Genomic DNA, 22419 nt, shown 5'->3' on the forward strand with positions numbered 1-22419 from the left:
GTTCAACACCTATCTGACCTGAAACCAAATGGCCCGCCGCGATGGCGGGCCGGTGCGGTGGGCGGTGGAGGGTGCGGATGGGGTTGTGCTGCAAGTGGCTCAAACCATCCGGATACCGCGACGTCGTCTCTGGGTCGCTAACAACGAGCTATGCTCTGGCCTAGCTTAAGTCCGGTTTGCGGACAAAGCTGTCGTTGCGGCTTGGCAGTCGAATGACCGCTTACACAAATTTTCAATCCCTTTCGGCGGTCCCTGATCAGACCGCCTCGCACGGGTACGGCAGGTCATCAAGAGGGACGTTCACGAAATCTGGGTCGGGTGTCCTACCAAACCGCACGGCGGAAATGTGAGTTCGGCCTTCCGCTATCGCTTTCACAACACGGTGCATACCATCCATCAGCCGACCTTCGGCGCAGAGGATGATGGGATGACGTGGATCGACTTCGTTGATCAAAGCGACGTGAGAAGCAATTGAGCGCGGCGTTGGTATGGCTTCATCGTCACCGTACCACCAATTCTCATCCACTTCGGCAATATCGTTCACCGGAACCATTTCCACGTCGATATCGCGTGCAGCGCGCATGAGCCGATGAACGTCCCATACATGCCGGTCCGACCCGACTTGCCGAGAATGGTACTGTTTTCTTACGGTTCTGTTATCCGCCTGATCCATGGCCACACAGTAGCAAAGTGTTGGACGCGCTCCTAGGGATCAGTTCTGATCTTCGGGAAGCCGACATTTGCGCACCGTGCAGCATCGAGGACTATGGGCTCCAAGCTGTCCATCCCAAAAATTGACCCCACACAACGCAAAAGGCCCGCCATCACGGCGGGCCTTCTTTCTCTTGCACCAAGATCAATCAATCTTGGGCAGCAACTCGTCCAGCGACTTTTTGGCATCGCCATAGAACATCCGCGTGTTGTCCTTGAAGAACAGCGGGTTTTCGATGCCGGAATAACCGGTGCCCTGACCGCGCTTGGACACGAACACCTGCTTGGCTTTCCAGCATTCCAGAACCGGCATCCCCGCAATCGGGCTGTTCGGATCGTCCTGTGCGGCAGGGTTCACGATGTCGTTGGAGCCGATGACGATGGCCACATCCGTGTTCGGGAAATCGTCGTTGATCTCGTCCATTTCCATCACGATGTCATAAGGCACTTTCGCCTCGGCCAGCAGCACGTTCATGTGACCCGGCAAACGGCCCGCCACCGGGTGGATCGCGAAACGGACGTTCTTGCCCTTGGCACGCAGCTTGCGCACCAGTTCAGACACAGCCTGCTGCGCCTGTGCCACCGCCATCCCGTAACCGGGAATGATGATGATGCTGTCAGCCTCGTTCAAAGCCGCCGCAACGCCATCGCTGTCAATCGCGATCTGTTCACCTTCGACAGCCATCTGTTCGCCTTGTGGCCCGCCAAAGCCGCCCAGAATGACCGAAACAAAGGATCGGTTCATCGCCTTACACATGATGTAAGACAGGATCGCACCAGAGGAGCCGACCAGCGCACCGACCACGATCAGCAGATCGTTGCCAAGGCTGAAGCCAATCGCCGCTGCCGCCCAGCCGGAATAGCTGTTCAGCATGGATACGACCACAGGCATATCCGCCCCGCCGATCCCCATAATCAGGTGATAGCCGATAAACAGCCCCGCCAGCGCCAGCAGAACCAGCGCCCACGATCCGCTACCGCCCAGATAGGCGATGAGCAGGATGACCGAAAGCGCCGCAGCGCCCGCGTTCAACAAGTGTCCGCCCGGTAGTTTCTTGGCCGCAGTATCAACCTTGAACGGCAGCATGCTGGAGCCGCCAGCAAGCTTTGCATAAGCGATCACAGAGCCCGTAAAGGTCACTGCACCGATCCAGATCCCCAGAACCAGTTCGACCCGCAGAATGCCGATCTCGATGCTGGATTTCTTGGCGATCAACTGGCCAAAGACGCTCAAGCCTTCGTAGACCTCCTTGGGCAGTCCGATGGCGGTGACGCCATCTGCCCCGACAGCCCCCATGACAAGACCATTCGCTTCGTAAAGAGCGGCGATGGTGTTGATCATGATATCGGCGTTAAAGCCCACAAATACGGCGGCAAGGCCCACCATCGAGTGCATGATCGCGACAAGTTCCGGCATCTGGGTCATTTCGACCTTGGTGGCCAGTTGATAGCCAACCAAGCCGCCCAAGCCGATCAGGAGGACCGACAGAAGCCCAAGTCCGGCACCCGGCCCGACCAGCGTGGCAAAGACCGCAAGCGCCATGCCTGCAATCCCGTACCACACGGCGCGTTTTGCACTTTCCTGCCCCGAAAGTCCGCCCAGCGACAGGATGAAAAGAATACCCGCGACGACATAGGCCGCGATTGTGAATGCGTTATCCATTGCCCTGCCCCTTTAGGATTTCTGGAACATGGCGAGCATGCGCCGTGTCACGAGGAAGCCACCAAAGATGTTGATCGCCGCCATAAAGATACCAAGTGCTGCCAAAAGAGTGATCAGCGCGTTTGACGAACCGATCTGGATCAGCGCGCCAAGAATGATGATCGATGAGATCGCGTTGGTCACGGCCATCAGCGGCGTATGCAGCGAATGGGCCACGTTCCAGATCACCTGGAAGCCGATAAAGACCGACAGAACAAACACGATGAAGTGCTGCATAAAGCTCGCCGGCATGCCGGGGATAAGCCCGATGCCAAGGATCAGTGCCGCACCGGCAGCCAGAAGGCCCACTTGCGTCTTGGTTTCTTTCTTGAACGCGGCCACTTCTGCGGCGCGCTTTTCTTCCGGGGTCAATTCCTTGGGTGCAGCTTTCTTTGGCGCCGCAGCGATCGCTGCCACTTTGGGAGGTGGCGGCGGGAACGTGATTTCGCCTTTATGCGTCGCGGTCGCGCCACGGATCACATCGTCTTCCATGTTGTGCTTTGGCACGCCGTCTTTTTCGGGTGTCAGGTCCGACATCATGTGGCGGATGTTCGTGGAATAAAGCGTCGAGGATTGCGCCGCCATCCGGCTTGGGAAATCGGTGTAGCCGATGATGGTCACGCCGTTATCGGTGACGATCTTTTCGTCCATCACGGTCAGTTTGCAGTTACCGCCGCGCTCGGCCGCAAGGTCGATGATGACCGAACCGGGCTTCATGCTTTCGACCATGTCTTTGGTCCAAAGCTCTGGTGCGTCGCGTCCCGGGATCAGGGCTGTCGTGATAACGATGTCCATGTCGGGGGCGATTTCGCGGAACTTGGCAAGCTGTGCTGCCGCGAATTCGGGGCTGGAGACGGCTGCATAGCCGCCTGTGGCCGATCCGTCCTGCTGTTCTTCTTCGAAATCAAGAAAGACAAATTGTGCCCCCATCGATTCGACCTGTTCGGCCACTTCAGGGCGCACGTCGAAGGCATAGGTGATCGCACCCAGCGATGTGGCGGTCCCGATGGCAGCAAGGCCCGCAACACCGGCACCCACAACCAGAACCTTGGCGGGAGGCACTTTACCAGCGGCCGTCACCTGCCCGGTAAAGAAGCGGCCAAAGTTGTTACCCGCCTCGATCACAGCGCGGTAGCCCGCGATATTCGCCATCGACGACAGCGCATCCATTTTCTGCGCGCGGCTGATGCGCGGGACCATGTCCATCGCGATGACAGTCGCGCCCTTGGCGTTGGCCGCCTCCATAAGATCCTTGTTTTGCGCAGGATAGAAGAAAGAGATCAGGGTCTGCCCGTCACGCAGTTTCTTCACTTCGGCGTCCGAAGGGGGGCGCACCTTGGCCACCACATCAGCGGCTTTCCACAATGCGGCAGCGGTTTTGACAACCTCCACGCCTGCGTCTTTGTAGGACTGGTCAGAGAAACCAGCGCCTGCACCGGCACCCGCTTCAATCACGCAGTCATAGCCAAGCTTTTGCAGATCTTTGGCGGATGCGGGTGTCATTGCGACCCGGTTTTCGCCAGTGAATGTCTCTTTTGGTGTGCCGATTTTCACGGACCATCCCCCATATCTGTTCTTGCAGTCAGACTGCATTATAGCGCGAAATTATATTTCACAAGACAATGGCTGCGCTTACCGTTCATGTCATGCGCTAACAGTCACACCCAACGACGGGTCTTTTCGCAATAGCGCGCAAAATCGGCCCGAAACTTGACGCGGAGCCGGTTTTCTTCGGGAATGATGAACCGCTGGGTAATCGTTCCGATAAAGAGTGGGACCAGCAAAAGTGCCACTGGCACCTCCCAGCGCAACGCCAGCCCTGCAAGGATCAGCGCATCCCCCAGATAGATCGGGTTCCGGCTGCGCGAAAAGATACCGGTCGTGACCAGATGGCTGGCCTCCATATGCGGTATCACGGTGGTCCGCTTCTTGCGCATTTCCGCAAAGGCCAGCAGCATCAGAACGATCCCGCCGCCCACCAGCAAACCGCCCAGCAAGTCCGTCACCGGCCCGCCAATGGCCATCGCCTGTGGCTGCAACTGCCCGATCCACCAAGTGATGACGAGGGCCAATGCCAGCCAGACGGGGGGAAGATCAATCCATTTCATATCCCGTTTGTGCCTTGCAGGTTTGGGCTTGTCCATGCCTGTCTGACCGCTAGGGTCGGCACAAGGAGGATGCGACATGGAACATGCAGGCAAACACGCGCTGGTCACCGGTGGCGGCACAGGGATCGGTGAAGGGATCGCTGTGGCTCTGGCAGAGGCCGGGGCCGAAGTCACGATCACGGGCCGTCGCGCGGACAAGCTGGAGGCTGTCGCGGCCACCCACCCGCGCCTGCATGCGCTGGTGATGGATGTGGATGATGAAGCCTCTGTGCGCGACGGGATTGCCGCTGCCGCCGCATCGCGCGGACCGATCCGGATTTGTGTAGCGAACGCAGGGATTGCCGAAGGCGGGCCGTTTGAGACAACGACGCTGGCTGACTGGCGGCGCACGATGACCACCAATCTGGACGGGGTGTTCCTGACTTTTCAGGCCGCCATGGCGACCCTTGCACCCGACACCCCTGCCCGCATGATTGTTGTCAGTTCCATCGCCGGTGTGCGCGGACTGAAGAACGCGATCCCCTATACAGTCACCAAGCACGGCGTCATCGGACTGATCCGTGGCTTGTCCGAAGAATTCATGCGCCGCCCCATCACCTTTAACGCCCTGTGCCCGGGCTATGTGGACACGGCGATTGTGCAAAACCAGATCCCCGGCTTGATGCGCCGCTTTGATGTGGACAAACAGGGTGCGATCGACGTTATCGCGAAAGGCAACCGCCATCGCCGCTTGTTGGAGGTTGATGAAACCACCGCCGCCGCCATGTGGCTGTGTTCGGATGGCGCGCGCAGCGTGAACGGGCAAACGATCCAGATTTCCGGAGGACAGGTCTAATGCTCGCGACAGTCCTCATTGCGCTGGTGGCGCTGATCCACGTTTATTTTCTGGTCCTGGAAATGTTCCGCTGGGAAGCACCACGCACCCGCAAAGTCTTTGGCACAACGCCGGAGTTCGCGGCTGAAAGCCGAGTGATGGCCGCAAACCAAGGCCTGTATAACGGGTTTCTTGCAGCAGGTCTGGTCTACGGGCTCTATCTCGGGGCGGCGGGCGCATCCATGATCGCCTTCTTGCTGGTTTGCATTGTCGTTGCGGGCGTTTATGGAGCGATGACCGCCACCAAAGCCGCGTTTGTCGCACAAACCATCCCCGCGACGCTGGCCTTGCTTGCACTCGTTTTGAATATCTAAGAGGGCCCGACATGACCGATTTCGCCGCAACAAAGGCTTTGTTTCACCTGCCGGAGGGTATGATCTATCTGGATGGCAATTCACTGGGTCCTTTGCCGAAAGCCACAGCCGCGCGGGTGGAACGGGCTGTCACCGCGGAATGGGGCGAGAAGGTCATCACCGGCTGGAACCGCGCAGGCTGGATGGCACAGCCGACAGTTCTGGGCGACCGGATCGGCCGGTTGATCGGGGCAGAGCCGGGGCATGTGGTGCTGGGCGATACGCTGTCGATCAAGGTCTTTCAGGCGCTTGCCGCCGCGATTGATCTGGTGCCGGATCGCCGCGTGATCCTGACCGACAACGGCAATTTCCCGTCCGACATCTACATGGCCGAAGGGCTGATCAAATCGCTTGGGCGCGGGCATGAATTGCGCATCGTGAACCCCGAGGACGTTGCCGATCACATCAACGACGATCTGGCGGTGCTGATGCTGACCCAAGTCGGCTATAGCGACGGGCGGCTGCACGATATGGCCGATCTGACGGCCAAGGCTCATGCGGCAGGCGCTGTCACGGTCTGGGACTTGGCCCATAGTGCGGGCGCTTTGGCCGTGGATCTGCAAGGCTGCAACGCGGATTTCGCCGTGGGTTGCACGTATAAATACCTCAACGCAGGCCCCGGCGCGCCCGCCTTCATCTATGTCGCCCCCCGCCATATCGCCAACTGCCAGCCTGCCCTGTCCGGCTGGCTTGGGCATGCGGCCCCCTTTGCCTTTGATCTTGATTACCGCCCCGGCACCGGTATCGAACGGATGCGCGTCGGCACCCCACCTGTCTTGCAGATGGCGGCACTCGATGCGGCCCTGGATATCTGGGATCAGGTCGACATGACCGCTTTGCGCAGGGCTTCTGTCGCCCTGACCGAGCAGTTTATCGTAGGGATCGAGGCAACCTGCCCGATGCTGACACTGGCCAGCCCGCGCGACCCCGCAAAGCGCGGCAGCCAAGTGTGTTTTGCTTTCGAGAACGGCTATGCCGCGATGCAGGCCTGTATCGCGCAAAACGTGGTCGGCGATTTCCGCGCCCCTGACATCATGCGGTTCGGGTTCACACCGCTGTTCATTGATGCAGGGGATGTGGACCGCGCGATTGCGGTCATTTCAAAGGTGATGAACGAAAGGCTTTGGGATGATCCGGCCTTCAAACAGGTCTCGCGGGTGACCTAGCCTTCGTCAAGAAAGACGGCTGTTTCGGTCTGTTTTGGCAGATCAAAGCCATGTACCGCAACATTCAGCGCCGCCCCGAGCAGGATCAGATAAGCGCTCACGTAAAGCCACAGCAGAAGGCCGATGACAGCCCCGATGGAACCGTAAACCTCGTTATAGCTGGCAAAGTTCGTCAGGTAGTATGACAGCCCCGCAGAGGCCGCGACCCAGAGGATCACAACCGTTACCGCCCCCACGGTGATCCAGCGCCCGCGACTTCCGATGCGGGCGGGGCCAAAACGGTAAAGCAGGCTCAGCCCGATCATCAGCACACCAAGCGCAATCAGCCAGCGCAGCGCCTCCAGCAGCCACGCGGTCGACGTCGCCACCGGAATAAACGCAAGGCCGATGGGGACCAGGACAACAACGGTCAGAGCGACAATCGCCAGTGTGACCAAGGCAATGGTCAGCAAAAAGGCCACCACCATCTGCCAGATCGTATTGCGCACCCTTTGTCCCGCAATGGCATTCAGACCCCCGATCAAGGCGCCGACCCCCGCACGACAGGACCACAGCGCCAGCACGATCGACACAAAGGTGGCCCATCCCAACGTGCCTGAATCCGCAAGAACAAGGCGGGTGATCTGTGACGATAGCAGCCGGTAAGCATCGGGCGGAATGATCCCCTCCATCAGGGCCATCTGATCCTCGATGACAACCGGATCAGCCACCAATCCGAAAATCGCGATCACGGCGGCAATGCCCGGAAAGATGCCGAACATCCCGAAAAACGCGACCCCGGCCGCAATCAGCCCCAGGTGTTTCTCCGAGGCCGTCGTCCAGACCGTCACCAGAATGCGCCATGTTTTCAGGAGTGCCGCCATGTGTTTGGCTTCCTCGCCCTTTATCCGTTTCAAGCTGTAACCTATGGCAAAGCCGTGCACATGACCACGGAGCATCGCAAAAACGGCTTTGTGATAAAAACAGGTCGCCTGATCCTTCAAGACAGGCTAAGCTTCTGGCAAAACAGGGCAAAGGCCCGATCCGAGGCAGGACACCGTGAATACGCTGACACTCCATACCAACACGCTGGCAGAGTACCTGCTGGACCGTGATGAAAGCAGACTATTGGTCGCGATCACAGGCGCGCCCGGCTGCGGGAAATCGACACTAGCGGCAGAGCTTGCCCGCCGGTTGAACGCCCAGGGTCGCAAGTCGATCGTGGTGCCGATGGACGGATTTCATCTGGACAACGGCATTCTTGAAACGCGCGGGTTGAAGCCGCGCAAAGGTGCGCCCGAAACATTCGACGCCCCCGGCTTTCTGCGCCTTGTCCGTGCGCTCAAGACGGGCGAAGAGGTTTTCGCCCCGGTCTTTGACCGGTCCCGCGACCTTGCCATCGCAGGCGCCGTTGCGGTGCCGGTGGCTGCCAAAGTGGTGATTGTCGAAGGCAATTACCTGATGTTCGACGAAGCTCCCTGGTCCGAACTGGCCGATCTTTGGGATGTCACCGCCCGCCTTGATGTGCCGATGCCGGAACTGCGGGCGCGGCTGATCCATCGCTGGCTTGCGCTGAACTATTCCCGTGCCGTGGCCACACGCCGCGCCGAAGGCAACGATATTCCCAACGCCCAGCGCGTGATCGACCGTGCCTTGCCCTGTGATTTCACATTCGACGGACAGCCGACTCCCAAGTCCTAGACAAAGACCAGCGTGATCGCGGGGAACATCAGCAGGATGAAGACGCGCACCACATCGGACCCGACAAAGAACAATACCGCCTTATAGGTCGCCGTCATCGGCGTTTCCTTGTCCATGCTGTTGATGATGAACAGATTCATGCCCACAGGCGGGGTGATCAACCCGACCTCGACCACGATCAGCACCAGAATACCGAACCAGATCGCGATTTCCTCGGTGGTCATCCCGAAATCAAGGCCAGAGATCACCGGCCAGAAGATCGGCACTGTCAGCAGGATCATTGACAGGCTGTCCATCAGACAGCCCAGCACCAGATAGAACAGCAAGATCAGGACCATGACTGTCCAAGGGCTGAACCCCTGCTCTGTCACCCAGCCAGAGAGTTCCTGCGGCACCTGCGTCAGCGCCAAGAACCCGTTATAGAACCCCGCCCCCAGCACGATGAAAAAGATCATGCCGGTGCCGGTGGCGGTCTCGATAATGCTGCCCCGCAGGACGGCCCAGTTCAGCGACCCCGAGAAAAGCGCGATCAACCCCGTGCCCAGCGCACCAACAGCTGCACCTTCGGTCGGAGTGAACCAGCCTTGGTAAATGCCGCCCACAACCAGCCCGAAGACCAGCAAGACCGGCCAGACCGCGACCAGAGCCCTGGCCCGCGCGGCATAGGGGATGCGCGCTTTGGTACCGGCTTGGTCGGGATAGATCCGCACATAGATGGCGATTGTCAGCATATAGCCCAAGGCGGCCATGATGCCCGGGATAAAGGCCGCCGCGAAAAGCGTGGCGATGTTCTGCTCGGTCAGGATTGCATAGATCACAAGGATCACGGATGGCGGGATCAGAATGCCCAGCGTGCCGCCAGCGGCCAATGTGGCGGTGGAAAACCCGCCCGAATAGCCGTATTTGCGCAACTCCGGCAGCGCCACCTTGCTCATCGTGGCGGCCGTCGCCAAGGACGACCCGCAGATCGCGCCAAAGCCCGCGCAAGCGCCGACAGCCGACATGGCCATACCGCCCTTGCGGTGGCCAAGCCACGCCTCTGCCGCTTTGAAAAGTGACTGCGACATGCCCGATAGCGTCGCGAATTGCCCCATCAGCAGGAACATCGGGATGATCGACAGACTATAGCTGGAAAAGGTCGAATAGACCTCGGATTTCAGCCGCGCCATGAAGACGGTGGTGCCATCGGTGGCCAACCAAAGCCCGCCAATCCCGCACAGCAGCATGGCAAGTCCAATTGGGGCCCGCAGGAAGATCAGCAAAAGAAGAACGGGGAAGGACAGATACCCCAGTGCCAGATCACTCATAGGCTGCGCTGTCCGACGAGTTGCAGAGCGGCACAGTAAAGGCTGACGATGCTGGCGGTCACGGCGGCGGCAAAGCTCGCGGCATAGGCCCACCATGTGGGAAACTGGATCAGATAGCTGGTCTCGTTATAGCGGATCTTGTCCTGCATCCCTTCAAACAGACGCCATGTGATCAGCACGACAATGATAGCCATCACAAGGCTCCAGATCGTCGTGAGCGCGCGATTGGCCCTTGGCCCCAGACCGCTGGTAAAGATATCGACCTGTGCATGTGCGCCACTCAGTTGCGTGATTGGCAGAAAGGCGAAGATGGCAAAGGCCACCCCCGCCTCGACCAGTTCAAAATCACCAAGGATCGGACCAACGCCCCGATCAATCAGCCAATTGCCAAAGCCGCCGAGCGCGCCGGAAAAGGCCAGATCACCCAGTTCCCGTCCGGCTACACTCAGGCAGACCATCACAATCAGCAAAGACAACACGAGCCCGCCAAGCAGCGCCATCAGGTTGGCCATCCGTTGGATCACTTGGTGCAACACATGCTGTCTCCGCGCAGGGGCCTAGTTGCCTGCGCTATGCTTGGCGATCAGGGCTGTGGCCTCTTGATAGAGCCCCGTGCCGTCGATGCCAGCCGCGTCTGCTTCGGCAATCCAGTTGTCGATTGTGGGCTGGCTGGCCGCGCGCCATGCGGCAACCTGATCGTCATTCAGCGTGATGATGTTGTTGCCGCGCGCCAGCGCCAATTCCCGCCCCGGTGCGTCGTAGTCCTGCATCGTGCGGCCCGCGAAAGCGGAGAACTCCAGACCGGAGTTCGCGTCGATCACGGCCTGAAGATCGGCAGGCAGCGCGTCATAGGCCGCTTGGTTCATCGCAAAGATAAATGCGGTCGTATAAAGCGCCTGACCGGGAAATTCAGTGTGATTGGTCACAAGCTCTTGGACCTTCAACGAGGGCACGACTTCCCAAGGAATAACGGCCCCGTCGATCACACCGCGCGAGAGCGATTCAGGGACGGCAGGGACCGGCATACCGACCGCTGTCGCACCCAATTCCGTAAAGAGCGTGGTCGTCGTGCGGGTGGGCGCGCGCAGTTTCAACCCCCGCAGATCAGCCACATCGGTGATCGGGCGGTTGGAATGGATCACACCCGGCCCATGCACCCAAAGGCCCAATGGCTTGAAGGCGGCAAAATCGGTATCCATCATCCGTGCCTCGGCCAGTTCCCAATAGGCGCGCGATGTGGCTTCGGCATCGGAGGACAGGAAGGGCAGCTCGAACACTTCCAACTGCGGAAAACGGCCAGGTGTGTAGCCGGCAACTGTCCAGATGATATCGGCCACACCGTCGATCGCCTGATCGATCAGCTGCGGCGGCGTGCCGCCCAGTTGCATGGCCGGAAAGCGGTCGATCTTGATGCGCCCGTCACTGTCCGCTTCGACCTTGTCGGCCCAGACATCCAGAATATGGGCGGGGACATTGGCTTGGGCAGGCAAGAACTGATGAAGACGCAATGTGACCTCTTGGGCGGCAGCACTGGTGGTCAGTGTCGCGGCGGCCAAAAGGCCAAGCAGGGTACGGCGGGTCGTGGTCATGGTGATCCTCCTCAATCAGACATGAGACTTGGCGACACTTTGGTGAACTCCATCCAATGCGCAAGGTCCATTTGAAAAGATAATGCGGGTTTTGGGTGGGACAAAACCGCCGGTTGAGGACAGCGGAACGAACAGATGCGCAATCGGGCAGCGCACAAGACCGATAACGGGCATAAAGCTCTCTGCGAGTTGAGTTGAAGCTGCGGCAGACGTAGCCTATCTGTTGAGGACGCGATAAACTCGCGTTCAAGTTGGGGCAAAACCCCGCAAGAAAACTGGAGTTGCCTCGCGCGTGTCTGCCGCCCTACCCCCTTTGGATGATCTGGTTGCCTGCCCGCAGTGCGACACACTGCATCAGGCGCGCGACCTGCCCGACAATGCACGCGCGTATTGCCAACGCTGCGGGATTGTCCTGATGACATCGCAACCCGCCGCGATGGCGCAAATCCTGAGCCTTGCCCTGACCGCCTTTATCATGATGCTGGCCGCCATCAGCTTTCCGTTTTTGTCGTTGGACGCAGGCGGGCTGCACAATGCGACCTCCGTGATCGATGCGATCCTTGCCTTCAACGATGGTTATGCCTTTCCTTTGGCGATCGCCGTGGCGTTCTTTATCGTTGTGATCCCGCTGGTCCGGTTGGGGGCCTTGATCTATGCGCTGGGACCACTGGTGCGCGAGCAAAAGCCGCGCCAAGGTGCGCGCAAAGCCTTTGGCCTTGCCGAACGGCTGCGGCCCTGGAGCATGGCGGAAATATTCATCGTTGGCGTGACTGTGGCGCTGATCAAAGTGGCAGGTTTGGCCGCCGTGACGATTGGGCCCGCATTTTGGGCCTTTGCGGGGGTCGTTGTGATTACCGTTCTGAAAGATCAACTTATTTGCAGGTATTCGATTTGGGAAGCTCTGGACCAATCAACGGACTGATCTCGGCCCGTGATGCGGGGCTTGTCGCGTGCCAGCGCTGCGGGCAGGTGCACCCGTTGCAAACCCGCTATTGCACGCGCTGTGACGGGCCTTTGCAAAGCCGTGATACAGAGAGTCTGCAAAAGGTCTGGGCTTGGCTGATTGCGGGGATGATCGCCTATATTCCAGCGAATATCTATCCGATGCTACTGACCTCGACGCTGGTCGAGAGATCGGAAAGCACGATCATCGGCGGGGTCATCGAACTTTTTGACCACGGGTCATGGGGTATTGCCACGATCGTCTTTGCCGCCTCGGTGCTCATTCCGGTGGGGAAATTTATCGCGATCATGTATCTTGCGATCAGTGTGCAACGCCAGTCCGCTGCCAACCGGCACGAACGGCACAAGGCCTATGAGGTCGTCGAATTCATCGGGCGCTGGTCGATGATCGACGTCTTTGTCGTTGCAATCCTGTCGGCGCTGGTGCAACTCGACACCATCGCAACCGTAAATCCCGGGATTGCGGCTGTTAGTTTTGCATTGTCTGTCATATTCACGATGCTTTCGGCGCAAGCCTTTGACTCGCGGCTGATTTGGGATGCAGACAGGATGCAGCAATGAGCAACTCAGAGCCCACAGGCCCCGCCCCACTGGACGTGCGGCCTGTCAAACCAAGCATTTGGCGGCGGTTGTCGCTTGTCTGGCTTGTTCCGCTGGTGGCGCTTGCGGTCTCATTGGGTGCGGCGTGGCAAAACTATGCGGATCGCGGCACTTTGATCACCATCAGTTTCGAGAATGCGTCCGGTATTCTGGCCGGTGAAACCACCATAAAATACCGTGACGTGACGGTGGGCGAAGTCGAGGATATCGAATTCTCGGATGACTTGGCCGTCGTTCTTGTGCGCGCCCGCATCGAGCGGAATGTCGCCCCCTATCTGGATGATGATGCCCAATTCTGGGTGGTCCGGCCGGACGTGTCCGTGCGCGGAATCACCGGGCTCGAGACTGTGCTGTCAGGGGTCTATATCGAGGGCAACTGGGACACAGAGGCCGATGTCGCCCAATTCAACTTTACCGGATTGGAACAACCGAACCTGATCCGCGCCAACCAGCGCGGGAAAACCGTTGTCTTGCGCGCAGAAGATGGCGGCAGCATCGCGGCGGGCGCGCCCGTCCTGCACAAGGGGATCGAGGTCGGCTATCTGGAAGCCCCACAACTTTCATTGGACGGCCAACAGGTCATCGTGAACGCCTTTATCGAAAGCCCCTATGATCGCCGGATTACCAGCAGCACCCGTTTCTGGGATACATCGGGGTTCAGCATTTCTTTTGGCGCGAGCGGCGTTTCGCTTGATGTCAATTCGCTCGCCTCTCTGATTGAAGGGGGTATCGCCTTTGACACAGTTGTGTCGGGGGGCGCGCCGGTCAGTGATGGGCATCGGTTTGATATCTTCGCAAATGAACAATCCGCGCGTGATAGCCTGTTTACTGATCCCAATGCCGAAGTCCTTGAAGTTGCTGTTCTTTTCGAACAGTCGGTCAGCGGCCTGACAACCGGTTCCGAGGTGCGTTTCCAAGGTATCCGGATTGGCGAGGTCAGCCAGCTCAGCGCGATTGTCGTAGGAGAGGCTGATACTGCCGAAGTCCGCCTGCAGGCGGTTCTTGCCATTGAACCCTCCCGCCTTGGGATGGGCGCCGATGCCACCGTTGATGACGCGATGGAGCTCTTGTCCGATTTCGTGGCACGCGGGCTGCGGGCACGGATGGTGACGGGCAATATTCTGGCGGGCACGCTGCTTGTCGAACTGGTGACAGTCGAAGATGCACTCCCCGCGATCATGACACTGACCTCTGGCCTCTACCCCATCATCCCCACCACCGAGTCCCAGATCTCTGATGTTGCCGCCACCGCCGAGGGCGTTCTGGCGCGGATCAACGCGCTGCCTGTCGAGGAATTGATGGATGGGGCCATCAATCTGATGGACAGCATCGAACGGCTGGCCAATGACGAATACACCCGCGCAGCCCCTGCTTCTCTGGTAGCTTTGCTGGACGAGGCCCGCGATCTTGTGGCCTCTGACGATGTGCAAGGCATTCCGCGTGATTTGCGTGTGGTCATCTCCGATCTTGATGGGCTTGTGAAGGAAGCGACCGAAGCAGGGCTGATCTCTGATATTGACGCGGCTGTGACCACGGCGGCGCAAGTGGCCGAGAATATCGAGATCGCAACCCGGAACCTGCCGCAGATCACCGCCGATATCGAGACCTTCATCGCCAAGGCAAACCAACTGGAGCTTGAAGCATTGGTCGCATCGACCACGCAAACGCTGGATTCGATTGATGCTTTGGTCGGGTCGGATGATGCGCTGGCGCTGACGGCCACGGCCAGTGACGCGCTGGCATCACTGCGCACCGTGCTGGATGGAATCGTCGAGGGCGGTGCGATTGAAAACACCAATGAGGCGCTCGCCTCGGCCAATGCGGCCGCACAGGCGTTGGAGGCTTCTGTCGGCACCCTGCCCGACCTCGTCGAGCGTGCCAGCAGGCTTGTGGCCCAAACAGAGGCCGTGGTGAACAGCTATAGCGAACGGTCGCGCTTTAGCAGTGAAACATTGGCCACATTGCGCGCGATCCAGGAAGCCTCTGATGCAATTTTCTCTTTGGCGCGCACCATTGAACGCAACCCCAATTCCTTGTTGATCGGACGGTAGAATGCTTTTGAGAACGATGCTCATCACACTGGGACTTGTGGCGGCCTGCACTCCGCTGGCGGACCGTTTGGCACTGTCGCCGCTGCCCTCGTCGCTGGAGTTGCGCCCGCTTGTGGGCAGCGCGATGATCCGTACCGTATCGCTTCCCACCTATGCGGCGGTGGAGGAAATCCCGTTCGAGACGGCTGACGGTTTGATCGTGGTCAGAGAAGACATCCTCTGGGCCGATGACCCAGAACGCGCGGTGACGCTGATCCTGACCCGCACGCTGACCGACATCTTGAACACGGACGTGGGCCCCGACCCGTGGCCCTTTGTCGGCCTGCCCGATGTGTCCGTGGATGTACGGGTCGAGCGGATGCTGGGCGGTGCCGACGGGACATTCGAATTGAACGGGCAGTTCTTTGTCGCCAGCGAAGGCGCGGCCTTGCGCGACACGACCCATTCCTTCGAGATCACCCAACCAATGGCCGACGCCACGCTGCCGAGCCTTGCGCGGGCGCAGTCTGCGGCCTTGCTGCAACTCTCAGAACAGATCGCCCGCACCCTAGGGCGCTAGTTTGACCCAAGCTCCGTCGCGCTTGGACGAGCGCACGCAGGCATCCACGAACTGCATCCCCTTCAGGCCATCTTGGATGGTCGGATACAGCACGTCTGGCGCAACCTCGCGGCCTTCGCGCTTGGCCGTGATTGCGTCTGCGGCTTCGCTGTAGATGGTGGCAAAGCCTTCCAGATAACCCTCGGGGTGGCCTGCCGGGATACGGGTGACACGGCCTGCCGCTGTACCTGCGCCCGCCCCGCCCCGTGTGATCAGCCGCTTGGGTTCGCCGTAGGGCGTATACCAAAGCTGGTTGGGGTTCTCCTGCGCCCATTCAATCCCGCCCTTGTCACCGTAAACGCGCAAACGCAGCCCGTTTTCATTGCCCGGGGCGACCTGGCTGCACCACAGCATCCCCCGCGCGCCACCTGCAAAGCGCATCATGACGTGGGCGTTGTCGTCCAACTGCCGCCCGCTGACGAAGGACTGGAGATCAGCCGAAAGGCTGTCGACGTCCAACCCCGTCACGAAGGACGCCAGATTGAAGGCATGGGTGCCGATATCACCGGTTGAGCCGCCAAGACCCGACCGTGCGGGATCGGTGCGCCAAGCGGCTTGCTTGTTCTCTTGGGCTTGGGTCAGCCAGTCTTGGGCATATTCCACCTGCACCACGCGCAGCGTACCCAAATCCCCGTCCGCCACCATCTGGCGCGCCTGCCGCATCATCGGATAGCCGGTGTAATTATGGGTTAGCACGAAGAGCGCGTCACTGTCTTCGGCCGCTTTTACCAGCTTTCTCGCATCTGCCATCGTGGAGGTCAGCGGCTTGTCACAAATGACGTGAATCCCGCGCTTGAGGAATTCGCGCGCCGCCGCATAGTGGACGTGGTTGGGGGTCACGATTGCAACGGCTTCGATCCCGTCTTTCAGCCGCGCTTCACGGATCGCCATGGCTTTGAAGTCGTCATAGGTCCGTGCCGGATCAAGCCCGAGGGCCGCACCAGAGGCTTGCGCCTTTTCAGGCGTCGACGAAAGTGCCCCTGCCACCAAAGTGAACCGTCCGTCGATACGGGCCGCGATGCGGTGCACACCCCCGATAAAGGCGTCATTGCCGCCGCCGACCATGCCAAGCCGGATAGGTCTGTCAAAGCTCATGTCTTAAATCCCCAGCATCTTGCGGTTTGTGGCGTCATCAACCGCGCCCCCCGCAAAGTCATCAAAGGCCCGTTCGGTCACGCGGATAATATGGTCCTTGACGAATTGCGCCCCCTCGCGCGCGCCGTCTTCGGGGTGTTTGAGGCAGCATTCCCATTCCACCACGGCCCAGCCGCCAAAGTCATTGGCCGCCATCTTGGAAAAAATCGCCGCGAAATCAACCTGTCCGTCGCCCAGACTGCGGAATCGGCCCGCGCGGTTGACCCAAGACTGGTAGCCGCCATAGACGCCCTGCCGCCCTGTCGGGTTGAATTCGGCATCCTTGACGTGGAACATCTTGATCCGGTCTTTGTAGATGTCGATATGATCAAGATAATCGAGGCATTGCAGCACATAGTGCGACGGATCATAAAGCATGTTGCAGCGTTTATGGCCGCCCAGACGTTCCAAGAACATTTCGAAAGTCACGCCGTCATGCAGGTCTTCGCCGGGGTGGATTTCATAGCAGACATCGACGCCGTTTTCCTCAGCGTGATCCAGAATGGGGCGCCAGCGGGCAGCGAGTTCATCAAACGCCGCTTCGACCAGACCTTCGGGACGTTGCGGCCAAGGGTAAATGTAGGGCCACGCCAAAGCACCTGAAAAGGTTGCCATTTCGGTGATGCCCAGATGCTTGGACGCCGTGATCGCCATCTTGACCTGATCTACGGCCCACGCCTGCCGCGCCTTGGGATTACCCTGCACCTGGGGGGCTGCAAACCCATCGAATGCAGTATCATAGGCCGGGTTCACAGCGACCAGCTGTCCTTGCAGGTGTGTGGACAGTTCCGTGACCGCGACGCCATTGGCCGCCGCCCGCCCCTTGAAGTCATCGCAATAGTCTTTGGATGCCGCAGCCTTGGCCAGATCAAAGAGCCGGTCGTCCCAACTGGGCACTTGAACACCCTTGTAACCGCAGTCCGCCGCCCATTTGGTAATGCCGTCCCAAGTGTTGAAAGGGGCTTGGTCGCCCGCGAATTGCGCCAGAAAAAGCGCGGGGCCTTTGATCGTTTTCATGATGAACCTCCCGTGTTTGGGTAAAACTATAACGATTTAGAATTGCCGTGCCAGTCCTTGTTTGACGAAGGTCCCTGCTTCGGCCACAAAGCCCTATGCGCATTGATAATCTGCAATATGCCAAATGGTCCGAGAAAGTCTTTCGCCAGATGCGCGAAGGACAGGTGGACGCTGTGCATGTCACCATCGCCTATCACGAAAATTTCCGCGAGACTGTGCTGAACATCGAACAATGGAACCGCTGGTTTGAGCAGTTTCCGGATCTCATCATGCAGGCTCGCACCGCTGCGGATGTGGATCATGCCAAGGCCACAGGGCGCACGGCGATCATCTTTGGCGCCCAAAACCCCAGCCCGATCGAGGATGATATCGGTCTGGTAGAAATCCTGCACAGCTTGGGCCTGCGGTTTATGCAGCTCAGCTACAACAACCAGTCCCTGCTTGCGACGGGATGTTACGAAGCGACTGACCCCGGCATCACCCGCATGGGCCGTCAGGTGATCCGCGAGATGAACCGCGTGGGGCTGGTCGTTGACATGAGCCATAGTGCGGACCGGTCAACGATAGAGGCCGCTGATCTCTCGACCCGCCCGATCACGATCACGCACGCCAACCCGCATGACTGGCACCCTGCCCTGCGCAATAAATCCGGTGATGTGATCCGCGCCGTGGTTGAAAACGGCGGCATGTTCGGGTTTTCCATCTATCCGCACCACCTGCGGGGCGGGACCGCCTGCACGCTGACCGATTTCTGCGAAATGATCGCGCGCATGGCTGATACTTATGGCACCGCCCATTTCGGCCTTGGCACCGACCTCTGCCAAGACCAGCCTGACAGTGTGGTTGAATGGATGCGCGTCGGGCGCTGGAGCAAAGAGATCGACTATGGCGAAGGATCGGCCAGCGCGCCGGGCTTTCCGCCAATGCCCGCATGGTTCAACGATAACCGCGATTTCGGGAAAATCGAGGCGGGGTTGGCTGCGGTTGGTATGAACAAAGCAGAGGTCGCAGGGATCATGGGCGGCAACTGGTACCGGTTCTACGCCGAGAATTTTGATCCCTTGTGAACGATTTGCCCCTCAGGCTCTGCTGCGGCCCTGCGCAACCGCAGATTGGCGCGGATGAAGGCCCCGACAAAAATCGTCGTCATCACCAGAATGACCGTCGGCGCGGGCGCGCTATCCAGAAAAAAGCTCGCATAGACCCCAAGGAAACCCGATAGCATTGTGACCCCCACGGCAATCGGCAGCATCCGCGACAAGCGCTTGGTCAGCAGAAACGCAATCGCGCCGGGGGCGATCAGCAGGCCAATGGACAGGATGATCCCCACCGCAGACAACGTAGCCACAATCGTCAGCGACAAAAGCGCCAGCAAACCGTAGTGCAGCCAGCCCACCCGCAGCCCGACAGCCTGCGCTTGGATCGGGTCAAAGGCGTGCAACATGAATTCGCGCCGCTTGGCGATGATGATGGCAGAAACAAAGGCTGCGATGCCGCCTGCGGTCAGCAGATCTTGGCCATTCACGCCCAGCATATTGCCAAACAGGATATGGTCCAGATGCACCTCGGTCGTGATCTTGGTATAGAGCACCAGCCCGAACCCGAACATGCCCGAGAACACGATCCCCATCACCGTGTCTTGCTTCACACGGCTATTGGTCGACAGAAAGCCGGTTGCAAGCGCGCAGAACATGCCCGCGAAAAAAGCGCCAATAATCAACGGGATATTCAGCAGATAGGCAATGACAATCCCGGGCAGGACCGCATGGCTGATCGCATCCCCCATGAGCGACCACCCTTTGAGCACCAGAAAGCAGGACAGCAGACTTGTCGGCACCGCGATGATCGCCATCATCACAAAGGCGTTGTTCATAAAGGCAAACTGGAAGGGGAAAAGCAGCGTCTCCATCAGCTTGGCTCCAAGGCCTGCGCGGCCCGTCTGCGCGCGGCAAGATAGCCGTGCTTGGGCGCAAGGAAAAAGGCCGCAAGGAAGACCAGCGTTTGCAGTGACACGATGATGCCGCCTGTGGCCCCATCGGCAAAATAGCTCAGGTAGGCGCCGACAAAACTGGTGGTCGCCCCGATCGAAACGCTCAACACCAAAAGACGCGGGAAACGGTCGGTCAGCAGATAGGCCGTCGCCCCCGGTGTCACGACCATCGCGATGACCAGAAAGGCCCCCACTGTCTGCAATGCCGCGACACAGGACGCCGCCAGCAGGGTAAAGAATACCACCTTCAGCAGATCAGGCCGCAGCCCGATAGACCGCGCATGGTTTTCATCAAAGAAAGTGACCATGAGGTCCTTCCACTTGGCCAGCAGCACCGCCAAGGTCACAAAACCGATGATCGCCAGTTGCAGCGTATCCGAGGGCGTGATCGCCAGAATATTGCCCATCGTGATGGTTTGCACGCTGACCGACGTGGGCGACAGCGAAACCATAAACAGCCCCAAGCCAAAGAAGGAGGTAAAGATCAGGCCGATGATCGTGTCCTCTTTCAGACCCGACCGCTGGTTGAGAAACAGCATCGCCCCTGCCGCCAATCCCCCCGCCGCGAAAGCGCCCAGTGCAAAGGGCAGGCCCAGCATATAGGCCCCTGCGACACCGGGCACGATAGAGTGGCTGAGCGCGTCACCGATCAGCGACCAGCCTTTGAGCATCAGATAGGCAGAGAGAAACGCGCAGACCGCACCCACAAGCGCGCTGACCCACATGGCGTTGAACATGTAGTTATAGCCGAAGGGTTCCAGCAGTGCTGCGATCATGGTGTTTCTTCTTCTGCCGGCACTTTGGCCTTGAGGTCGTCACCATAGACAACAAAGGGTCGCTCGTCATCGGTGATCACACGGATCTGGCGGCTGTCGTCGTCATCATGCAGATCAGACCCGCCCAGCACAAAGTGGCGCAGCACACCGCCAAAGGCGAGTTCAAGGTTCTCGCGGGTAAAGGTATCTTCGGTCAAGCCATAGGCCAGCACCGTCTGCTTGACCAAAATCGTGCGGTCACAGAATTCAGGCACCGAGCCAAGGTTGTGGGTCGAGACGAGAATGACGCGCCCCTCGTCGCGCAGATCGCGCAAGAGGTCGACAATGGCATCCTCGGTCTGCACATCGACGCCGGTAAAGGGTTCGTCCAGCAAGATCACCTGCCCCTCTTGCGCCAGGGCGCGGGCAAGGAAGACGCGTTTGCGCTGGCCGCCGGACAGTTCACCAATCTGACGATAGCGAAACTCGGTCATGTTCACCCGCGCCAGCGCCTGCGTCACCGCCTGATGATCGGCGGGTTTGGGTCTGCGAAAGAAACCCATGTGGCCATAGCGCCCCATCATCACCACATCTTCGACCAGCACAGGAAAGGTCCAGTCGACCTCTTCGGATTGCGGGACGTAGGCCACGATATTCTGGCGCAAGGCATCGCGGACGGGCATGCCCATCACCAAAATCTCGCCTCGGGCGGCAGGCACAAAACCCATGATCGCCTTGAACAGCGTCGATTTCCCGGCACCATTGACGCCGACAAGTGCGGTAATGGTCCCTGTCGGTATTTCAAAGCTCGCATCATGCAAGGCGGTGTGACCGTTGCGGTAGGTCACGGTCACATGATGCGCAACGATGCCGGGGGTTTGTGTCATTCGGTCAGGCCAGCAACAAGGGTTTCGGTCGTGACCCGCAACAGATCAAGGTAAGTGGGCACAGGGCCATCCGCCTCGGTCAGGCTGTCGACGTAAAGCATCCCGCCATAGGTGGCACCGGTTTCACGGGCGACCTGCTGTGCGGGGGCCTGGCTGACTGTGCTTTCACAAAACACCGCCGGAATATTGTTCTCGCGCACCGTATCAATCACGCGGCGCACCTGCTGCGGGGTGCCTTGTGCATCTGCATTGATCGGCCAGAGATAAAGCTCCTGCATCCCGAAATCGCGGGCCAGATAGCTAAATGCGCCTTCGCAACTGACCAGCCAGCGCTGGTCTTCGGGCAAGGCCAGAATAGCGTCGCGCAAGGGCGCGATGGTGGCTGTGATCTCGGCTTTGTAGTTTTCGGCATTGGTGCGGTAAATGTCAGCATTTTCAGGGTCATGCAGGACGAAAGCGTCGCGGATATTGTCCACGTAAATCAGCGCACTTTCAAGGCTCATCCAAGCATGGGGGTTTGGCTTGCCATCATATTCACCCGACGAAATGCTCATCGGGGTGATGCCTTCGGACAGTGTCACACTTGGCACGTCAGAGAGGTTGCCAAGGAATTGTTCGAACCAAAGCTCGAGGTTCAGACCGTTCCAGAGAACCAGATCGGCATCCTGCGCGCGGATAATGTCGCGCGGTGTCGGTTGATAGCCGTGGATTTCGGCCCCTGCCTTGGTAATGCTTTCCACGATCGCGGCGTCACCGGCCACGTTCTGTGCCATATCGGCGATGACCGTAAAGGTCGTAACCGCCTTGAACCGATCCTCCTGCGCCGCGGCAGCGGTCGACAAAGCGGCGGCGCCAAGCGCCCCAAGAACAAGTATTTTCATCATTGATCCAGTGTCCTTTCATAGCTGAGAAGTCAATCTCAAACTTGCTTATG

Annotated in this window: 23 protein-coding genes; 9 read left to right on the plus strand and 14 right to left on the minus strand. The window is 59.3% G+C overall.

The window, feature by feature from the left end; genetic code table 11:
• Window positions 1–256 precede the first annotated feature (256 nt).
• The 4 genes from NWQ23_RS14015 to NWQ23_RS14030 all read right to left on the minus strand — a co-directional run bounded on the left by NWQ23_RS14015 (window position 257) and on the right by NWQ23_RS14030 (window position 4521).
• A complete protein-coding gene (locus NWQ23_RS14015) occupies window positions 257–583 on the minus strand; it encodes a hypothetical protein (RefSeq protein WP_306167010.1) in 327 nt (108 codons plus the stop codon).
• A 273-nt stretch (window positions 584–856) separates the two neighbouring features.
• Complete coding sequence (locus tag NWQ23_RS14020; RefSeq protein WP_306167011.1) at window positions 857–2374, minus strand: NAD(P)(+) transhydrogenase (Re/Si-specific) subunit beta; 1518 nt, start codon at window positions 2372–2374, stop codon at window positions 857–859.
• A 12-nt stretch (window positions 2375–2386) separates the two neighbouring features.
• Window positions 2387–3967 carry a Re/Si-specific NAD(P)(+) transhydrogenase subunit alpha gene (locus NWQ23_RS14025; RefSeq protein WP_306167012.1) on the minus strand — a complete coding sequence of 527 codons (1581 nt, stop codon included), beginning with the start codon at window positions 3965–3967 and terminating at the stop codon, window positions 2387–2389.
• 104 nt (window positions 3968–4071) lie between these two features.
• Window positions 4072–4521 (minus strand): isoprenylcysteine carboxylmethyltransferase family protein, encoded by a 450-nt coding sequence (locus tag NWQ23_RS14030; RefSeq protein ID WP_306167013.1) that lies wholly within the window; start codon window positions 4519–4521, stop codon window positions 4072–4074.
• Between the two features lie 76 nt (window positions 4522–4597).
• Here NWQ23_RS14030 and NWQ23_RS14035 point away from each other — a divergent pair, with 76 nt between their 5' ends.
• Genes NWQ23_RS14035 through kynU form a run of 3 tightly spaced genes read left to right on the plus strand, consistent with a single transcriptional unit; the run spans window position 4598 to window position 6914 of the window.
• Window positions 4598–5356: an SDR family NAD(P)-dependent oxidoreductase gene (locus NWQ23_RS14035; protein WP_306167014.1), complete on the plus strand. Its 759-nt coding sequence runs from the start codon at window positions 4598–4600 to the stop codon at window positions 5354–5356.
• Window positions 5356–5709: a DUF1304 domain-containing protein gene (locus NWQ23_RS14040; RefSeq protein ID WP_306167015.1), complete on the plus strand. Its 354-nt coding sequence runs from the start codon at window positions 5356–5358 to the stop codon at window positions 5707–5709. The genes NWQ23_RS14035 and NWQ23_RS14040 overlap by 1 nt, the downstream gene beginning before the upstream one ends.
• A gap of 11 nt (window positions 5710–5720) precedes the next feature.
• Window positions 5721–6914: a kynureninase gene (gene kynU / locus NWQ23_RS14045; RefSeq protein WP_306167016.1), complete on the plus strand. Its 1194-nt coding sequence runs from the start codon at window positions 5721–5723 to the stop codon at window positions 6912–6914.
• Here kynU and NWQ23_RS14050 read toward each other — a convergent pair.
• A complete protein-coding gene (locus NWQ23_RS14050; protein WP_306167017.1) occupies window positions 6911–7810 on the minus strand; it encodes a YihY/virulence factor BrkB family protein in 900 nt (299 codons plus the stop codon). The two genes, kynU and NWQ23_RS14050, sit on opposite strands and share 4 nt — an antisense overlap.
• A gap of 142 nt (window positions 7811–7952) precedes the next feature.
• On the opposite strand from NWQ23_RS14050, the gene NWQ23_RS14055 reads away from it, so the two are divergent.
• On the plus strand, window positions 7953–8594 hold the full coding sequence (locus tag NWQ23_RS14055; RefSeq protein WP_306167018.1) for a P-loop NTPase fold protein: 642 nt from the start codon (window positions 7953–7955) through the stop codon (window positions 8592–8594).
• On the opposite strand, the gene NWQ23_RS14060 is transcribed toward NWQ23_RS14055, so the two are convergent.
• From NWQ23_RS14060 to NWQ23_RS14070, 3 genes are read right to left on the minus strand one after another with little or no spacing between them, the layout of a single operon-like run.
• Complete coding sequence (locus NWQ23_RS14060) at window positions 8591–9901, minus strand: TRAP transporter large permease (protein ID WP_306167019.1); 1311 nt, start codon at window positions 9899–9901, stop codon at window positions 8591–8593. The two genes, NWQ23_RS14055 and NWQ23_RS14060, sit on opposite strands and share 4 nt — an antisense overlap.
• The gene (locus NWQ23_RS14065; RefSeq protein WP_306167020.1) at window positions 9898–10413 is read right to left on the minus strand and encodes a TRAP transporter small permease; all 516 of its coding nucleotides are present in this window, start codon (window positions 10411–10413) and stop codon (window positions 9898–9900) included. Before NWQ23_RS14065 ends, NWQ23_RS14060 begins: the two co-directional genes overlap by 4 nt.
• A 45-nt stretch (window positions 10414–10458) precedes the next feature.
• The gene (locus tag NWQ23_RS14070; protein WP_306167021.1) at window positions 10459–11490 is read right to left on the minus strand and encodes a TRAP transporter substrate-binding protein; all 1032 of its coding nucleotides are present in this window, start codon (window positions 11488–11490) and stop codon (window positions 10459–10461) included.
• 415 nt (window positions 11491–11905) lie between these two features.
• On the opposite strand from NWQ23_RS14070, the gene NWQ23_RS14075 reads away from it, so the two are divergent.
• The 4 genes from NWQ23_RS14075 to NWQ23_RS14090 are packed head-to-tail and all read left to right on the plus strand — an operon-like array spanning window position 11906 to window position 15663.
• Entirely contained in the window at window positions 11906–12412 is a 507-nt protein-coding gene (locus NWQ23_RS14075) for a paraquat-inducible protein A (protein ID WP_306167022.1), read from the plus strand.
• Window positions 12367–13014 (plus strand): paraquat-inducible protein A, encoded by a 648-nt coding sequence (locus NWQ23_RS14080; RefSeq protein WP_306167023.1) that lies wholly within the window; start codon window positions 12367–12369, stop codon window positions 13012–13014. Before NWQ23_RS14075 ends, NWQ23_RS14080 begins: the two co-directional genes overlap by 46 nt.
• Window positions 13011–15104 carry an intermembrane transport protein PqiB gene (locus NWQ23_RS14085; RefSeq protein ID WP_306167024.1) on the plus strand — a complete coding sequence of 698 codons (2094 nt, stop codon included), beginning with the start codon at window positions 13011–13013 and terminating at the stop codon, window positions 15102–15104. The genes NWQ23_RS14080 and NWQ23_RS14085 overlap by 4 nt, the downstream gene beginning before the upstream one ends.
• A 16-nt stretch (window positions 15105–15120) precedes the next feature.
• On the plus strand, window positions 15121–15663 hold the full coding sequence (locus NWQ23_RS14090) for a membrane integrity-associated transporter subunit PqiC (RefSeq protein ID WP_306167025.1): 543 nt from the start codon (window positions 15121–15123) through the stop codon (window positions 15661–15663).
• On the opposite strand, the gene NWQ23_RS14095 is transcribed toward NWQ23_RS14090, so the two are convergent.
• Both NWQ23_RS14095 and NWQ23_RS14100 read right to left on the minus strand, forming a co-directional pair.
• Window positions 15652–16797, minus strand: a complete 1146-nt coding sequence (locus tag NWQ23_RS14095; protein WP_306167026.1) for a Gfo/Idh/MocA family protein — start codon at window positions 16795–16797, stop codon at window positions 15652–15654. The genes NWQ23_RS14090 and NWQ23_RS14095 overlap by 12 nt on opposite strands.
• Window positions 16798–16800: 3 nt before the next feature.
• Window positions 16801–17853, minus strand: a complete 1053-nt coding sequence (locus NWQ23_RS14100) for a sugar phosphate isomerase/epimerase (RefSeq protein ID WP_306167027.1) — start codon at window positions 17851–17853, stop codon at window positions 16801–16803.
• 95 nt (window positions 17854–17948) lie between these two features.
• On the opposite strand from NWQ23_RS14100, the gene NWQ23_RS14105 reads away from it, so the two are divergent.
• Window positions 17949–18920: a membrane dipeptidase gene (locus tag NWQ23_RS14105; protein ID WP_306167028.1), complete on the plus strand. Its 972-nt coding sequence runs from the start codon at window positions 17949–17951 to the stop codon at window positions 18918–18920.
• Here NWQ23_RS14105 and NWQ23_RS14110 read toward each other — a convergent pair.
• Genes NWQ23_RS14110 through NWQ23_RS14125 form a run of 4 tightly spaced genes read right to left on the minus strand, consistent with a single transcriptional unit; the run spans window position 18893 to window position 22369 of the window.
• On the minus strand, window positions 18893–19762 hold the full coding sequence (locus NWQ23_RS14110) for a metal ABC transporter permease (protein WP_306167029.1): 870 nt from the start codon (window positions 19760–19762) through the stop codon (window positions 18893–18895). The two genes, NWQ23_RS14105 and NWQ23_RS14110, sit on opposite strands and share 28 nt — an antisense overlap.
• On the minus strand, window positions 19762–20619 hold the full coding sequence (locus NWQ23_RS14115) for a metal ABC transporter permease (protein WP_306167030.1): 858 nt from the start codon (window positions 20617–20619) through the stop codon (window positions 19762–19764). The genes NWQ23_RS14110 and NWQ23_RS14115 overlap by 1 nt, the downstream gene beginning before the upstream one ends.
• Entirely contained in the window at window positions 20616–21485 is an 870-nt protein-coding gene (locus NWQ23_RS14120) for a manganese/iron ABC transporter ATP-binding protein (protein WP_306167031.1), read from the minus strand. The genes NWQ23_RS14115 and NWQ23_RS14120 overlap by 4 nt, the downstream gene beginning before the upstream one ends.
• On the minus strand, window positions 21482–22369 hold the full coding sequence (locus tag NWQ23_RS14125) for a metal ABC transporter substrate-binding protein (protein ID WP_306167032.1): 888 nt from the start codon (window positions 22367–22369) through the stop codon (window positions 21482–21484). The genes NWQ23_RS14120 and NWQ23_RS14125 overlap by 4 nt, the downstream gene beginning before the upstream one ends.
• Between the last annotated feature and the right edge of the window lie 50 nt (window positions 22370–22419).

This window comes from Yoonia sp. (assembly GCF_030731595.1).
In the GTDB taxonomy this organism is placed as follows: Bacteria; Pseudomonadota; Alphaproteobacteria; order Rhodobacterales; family Rhodobacteraceae; genus Yoonia.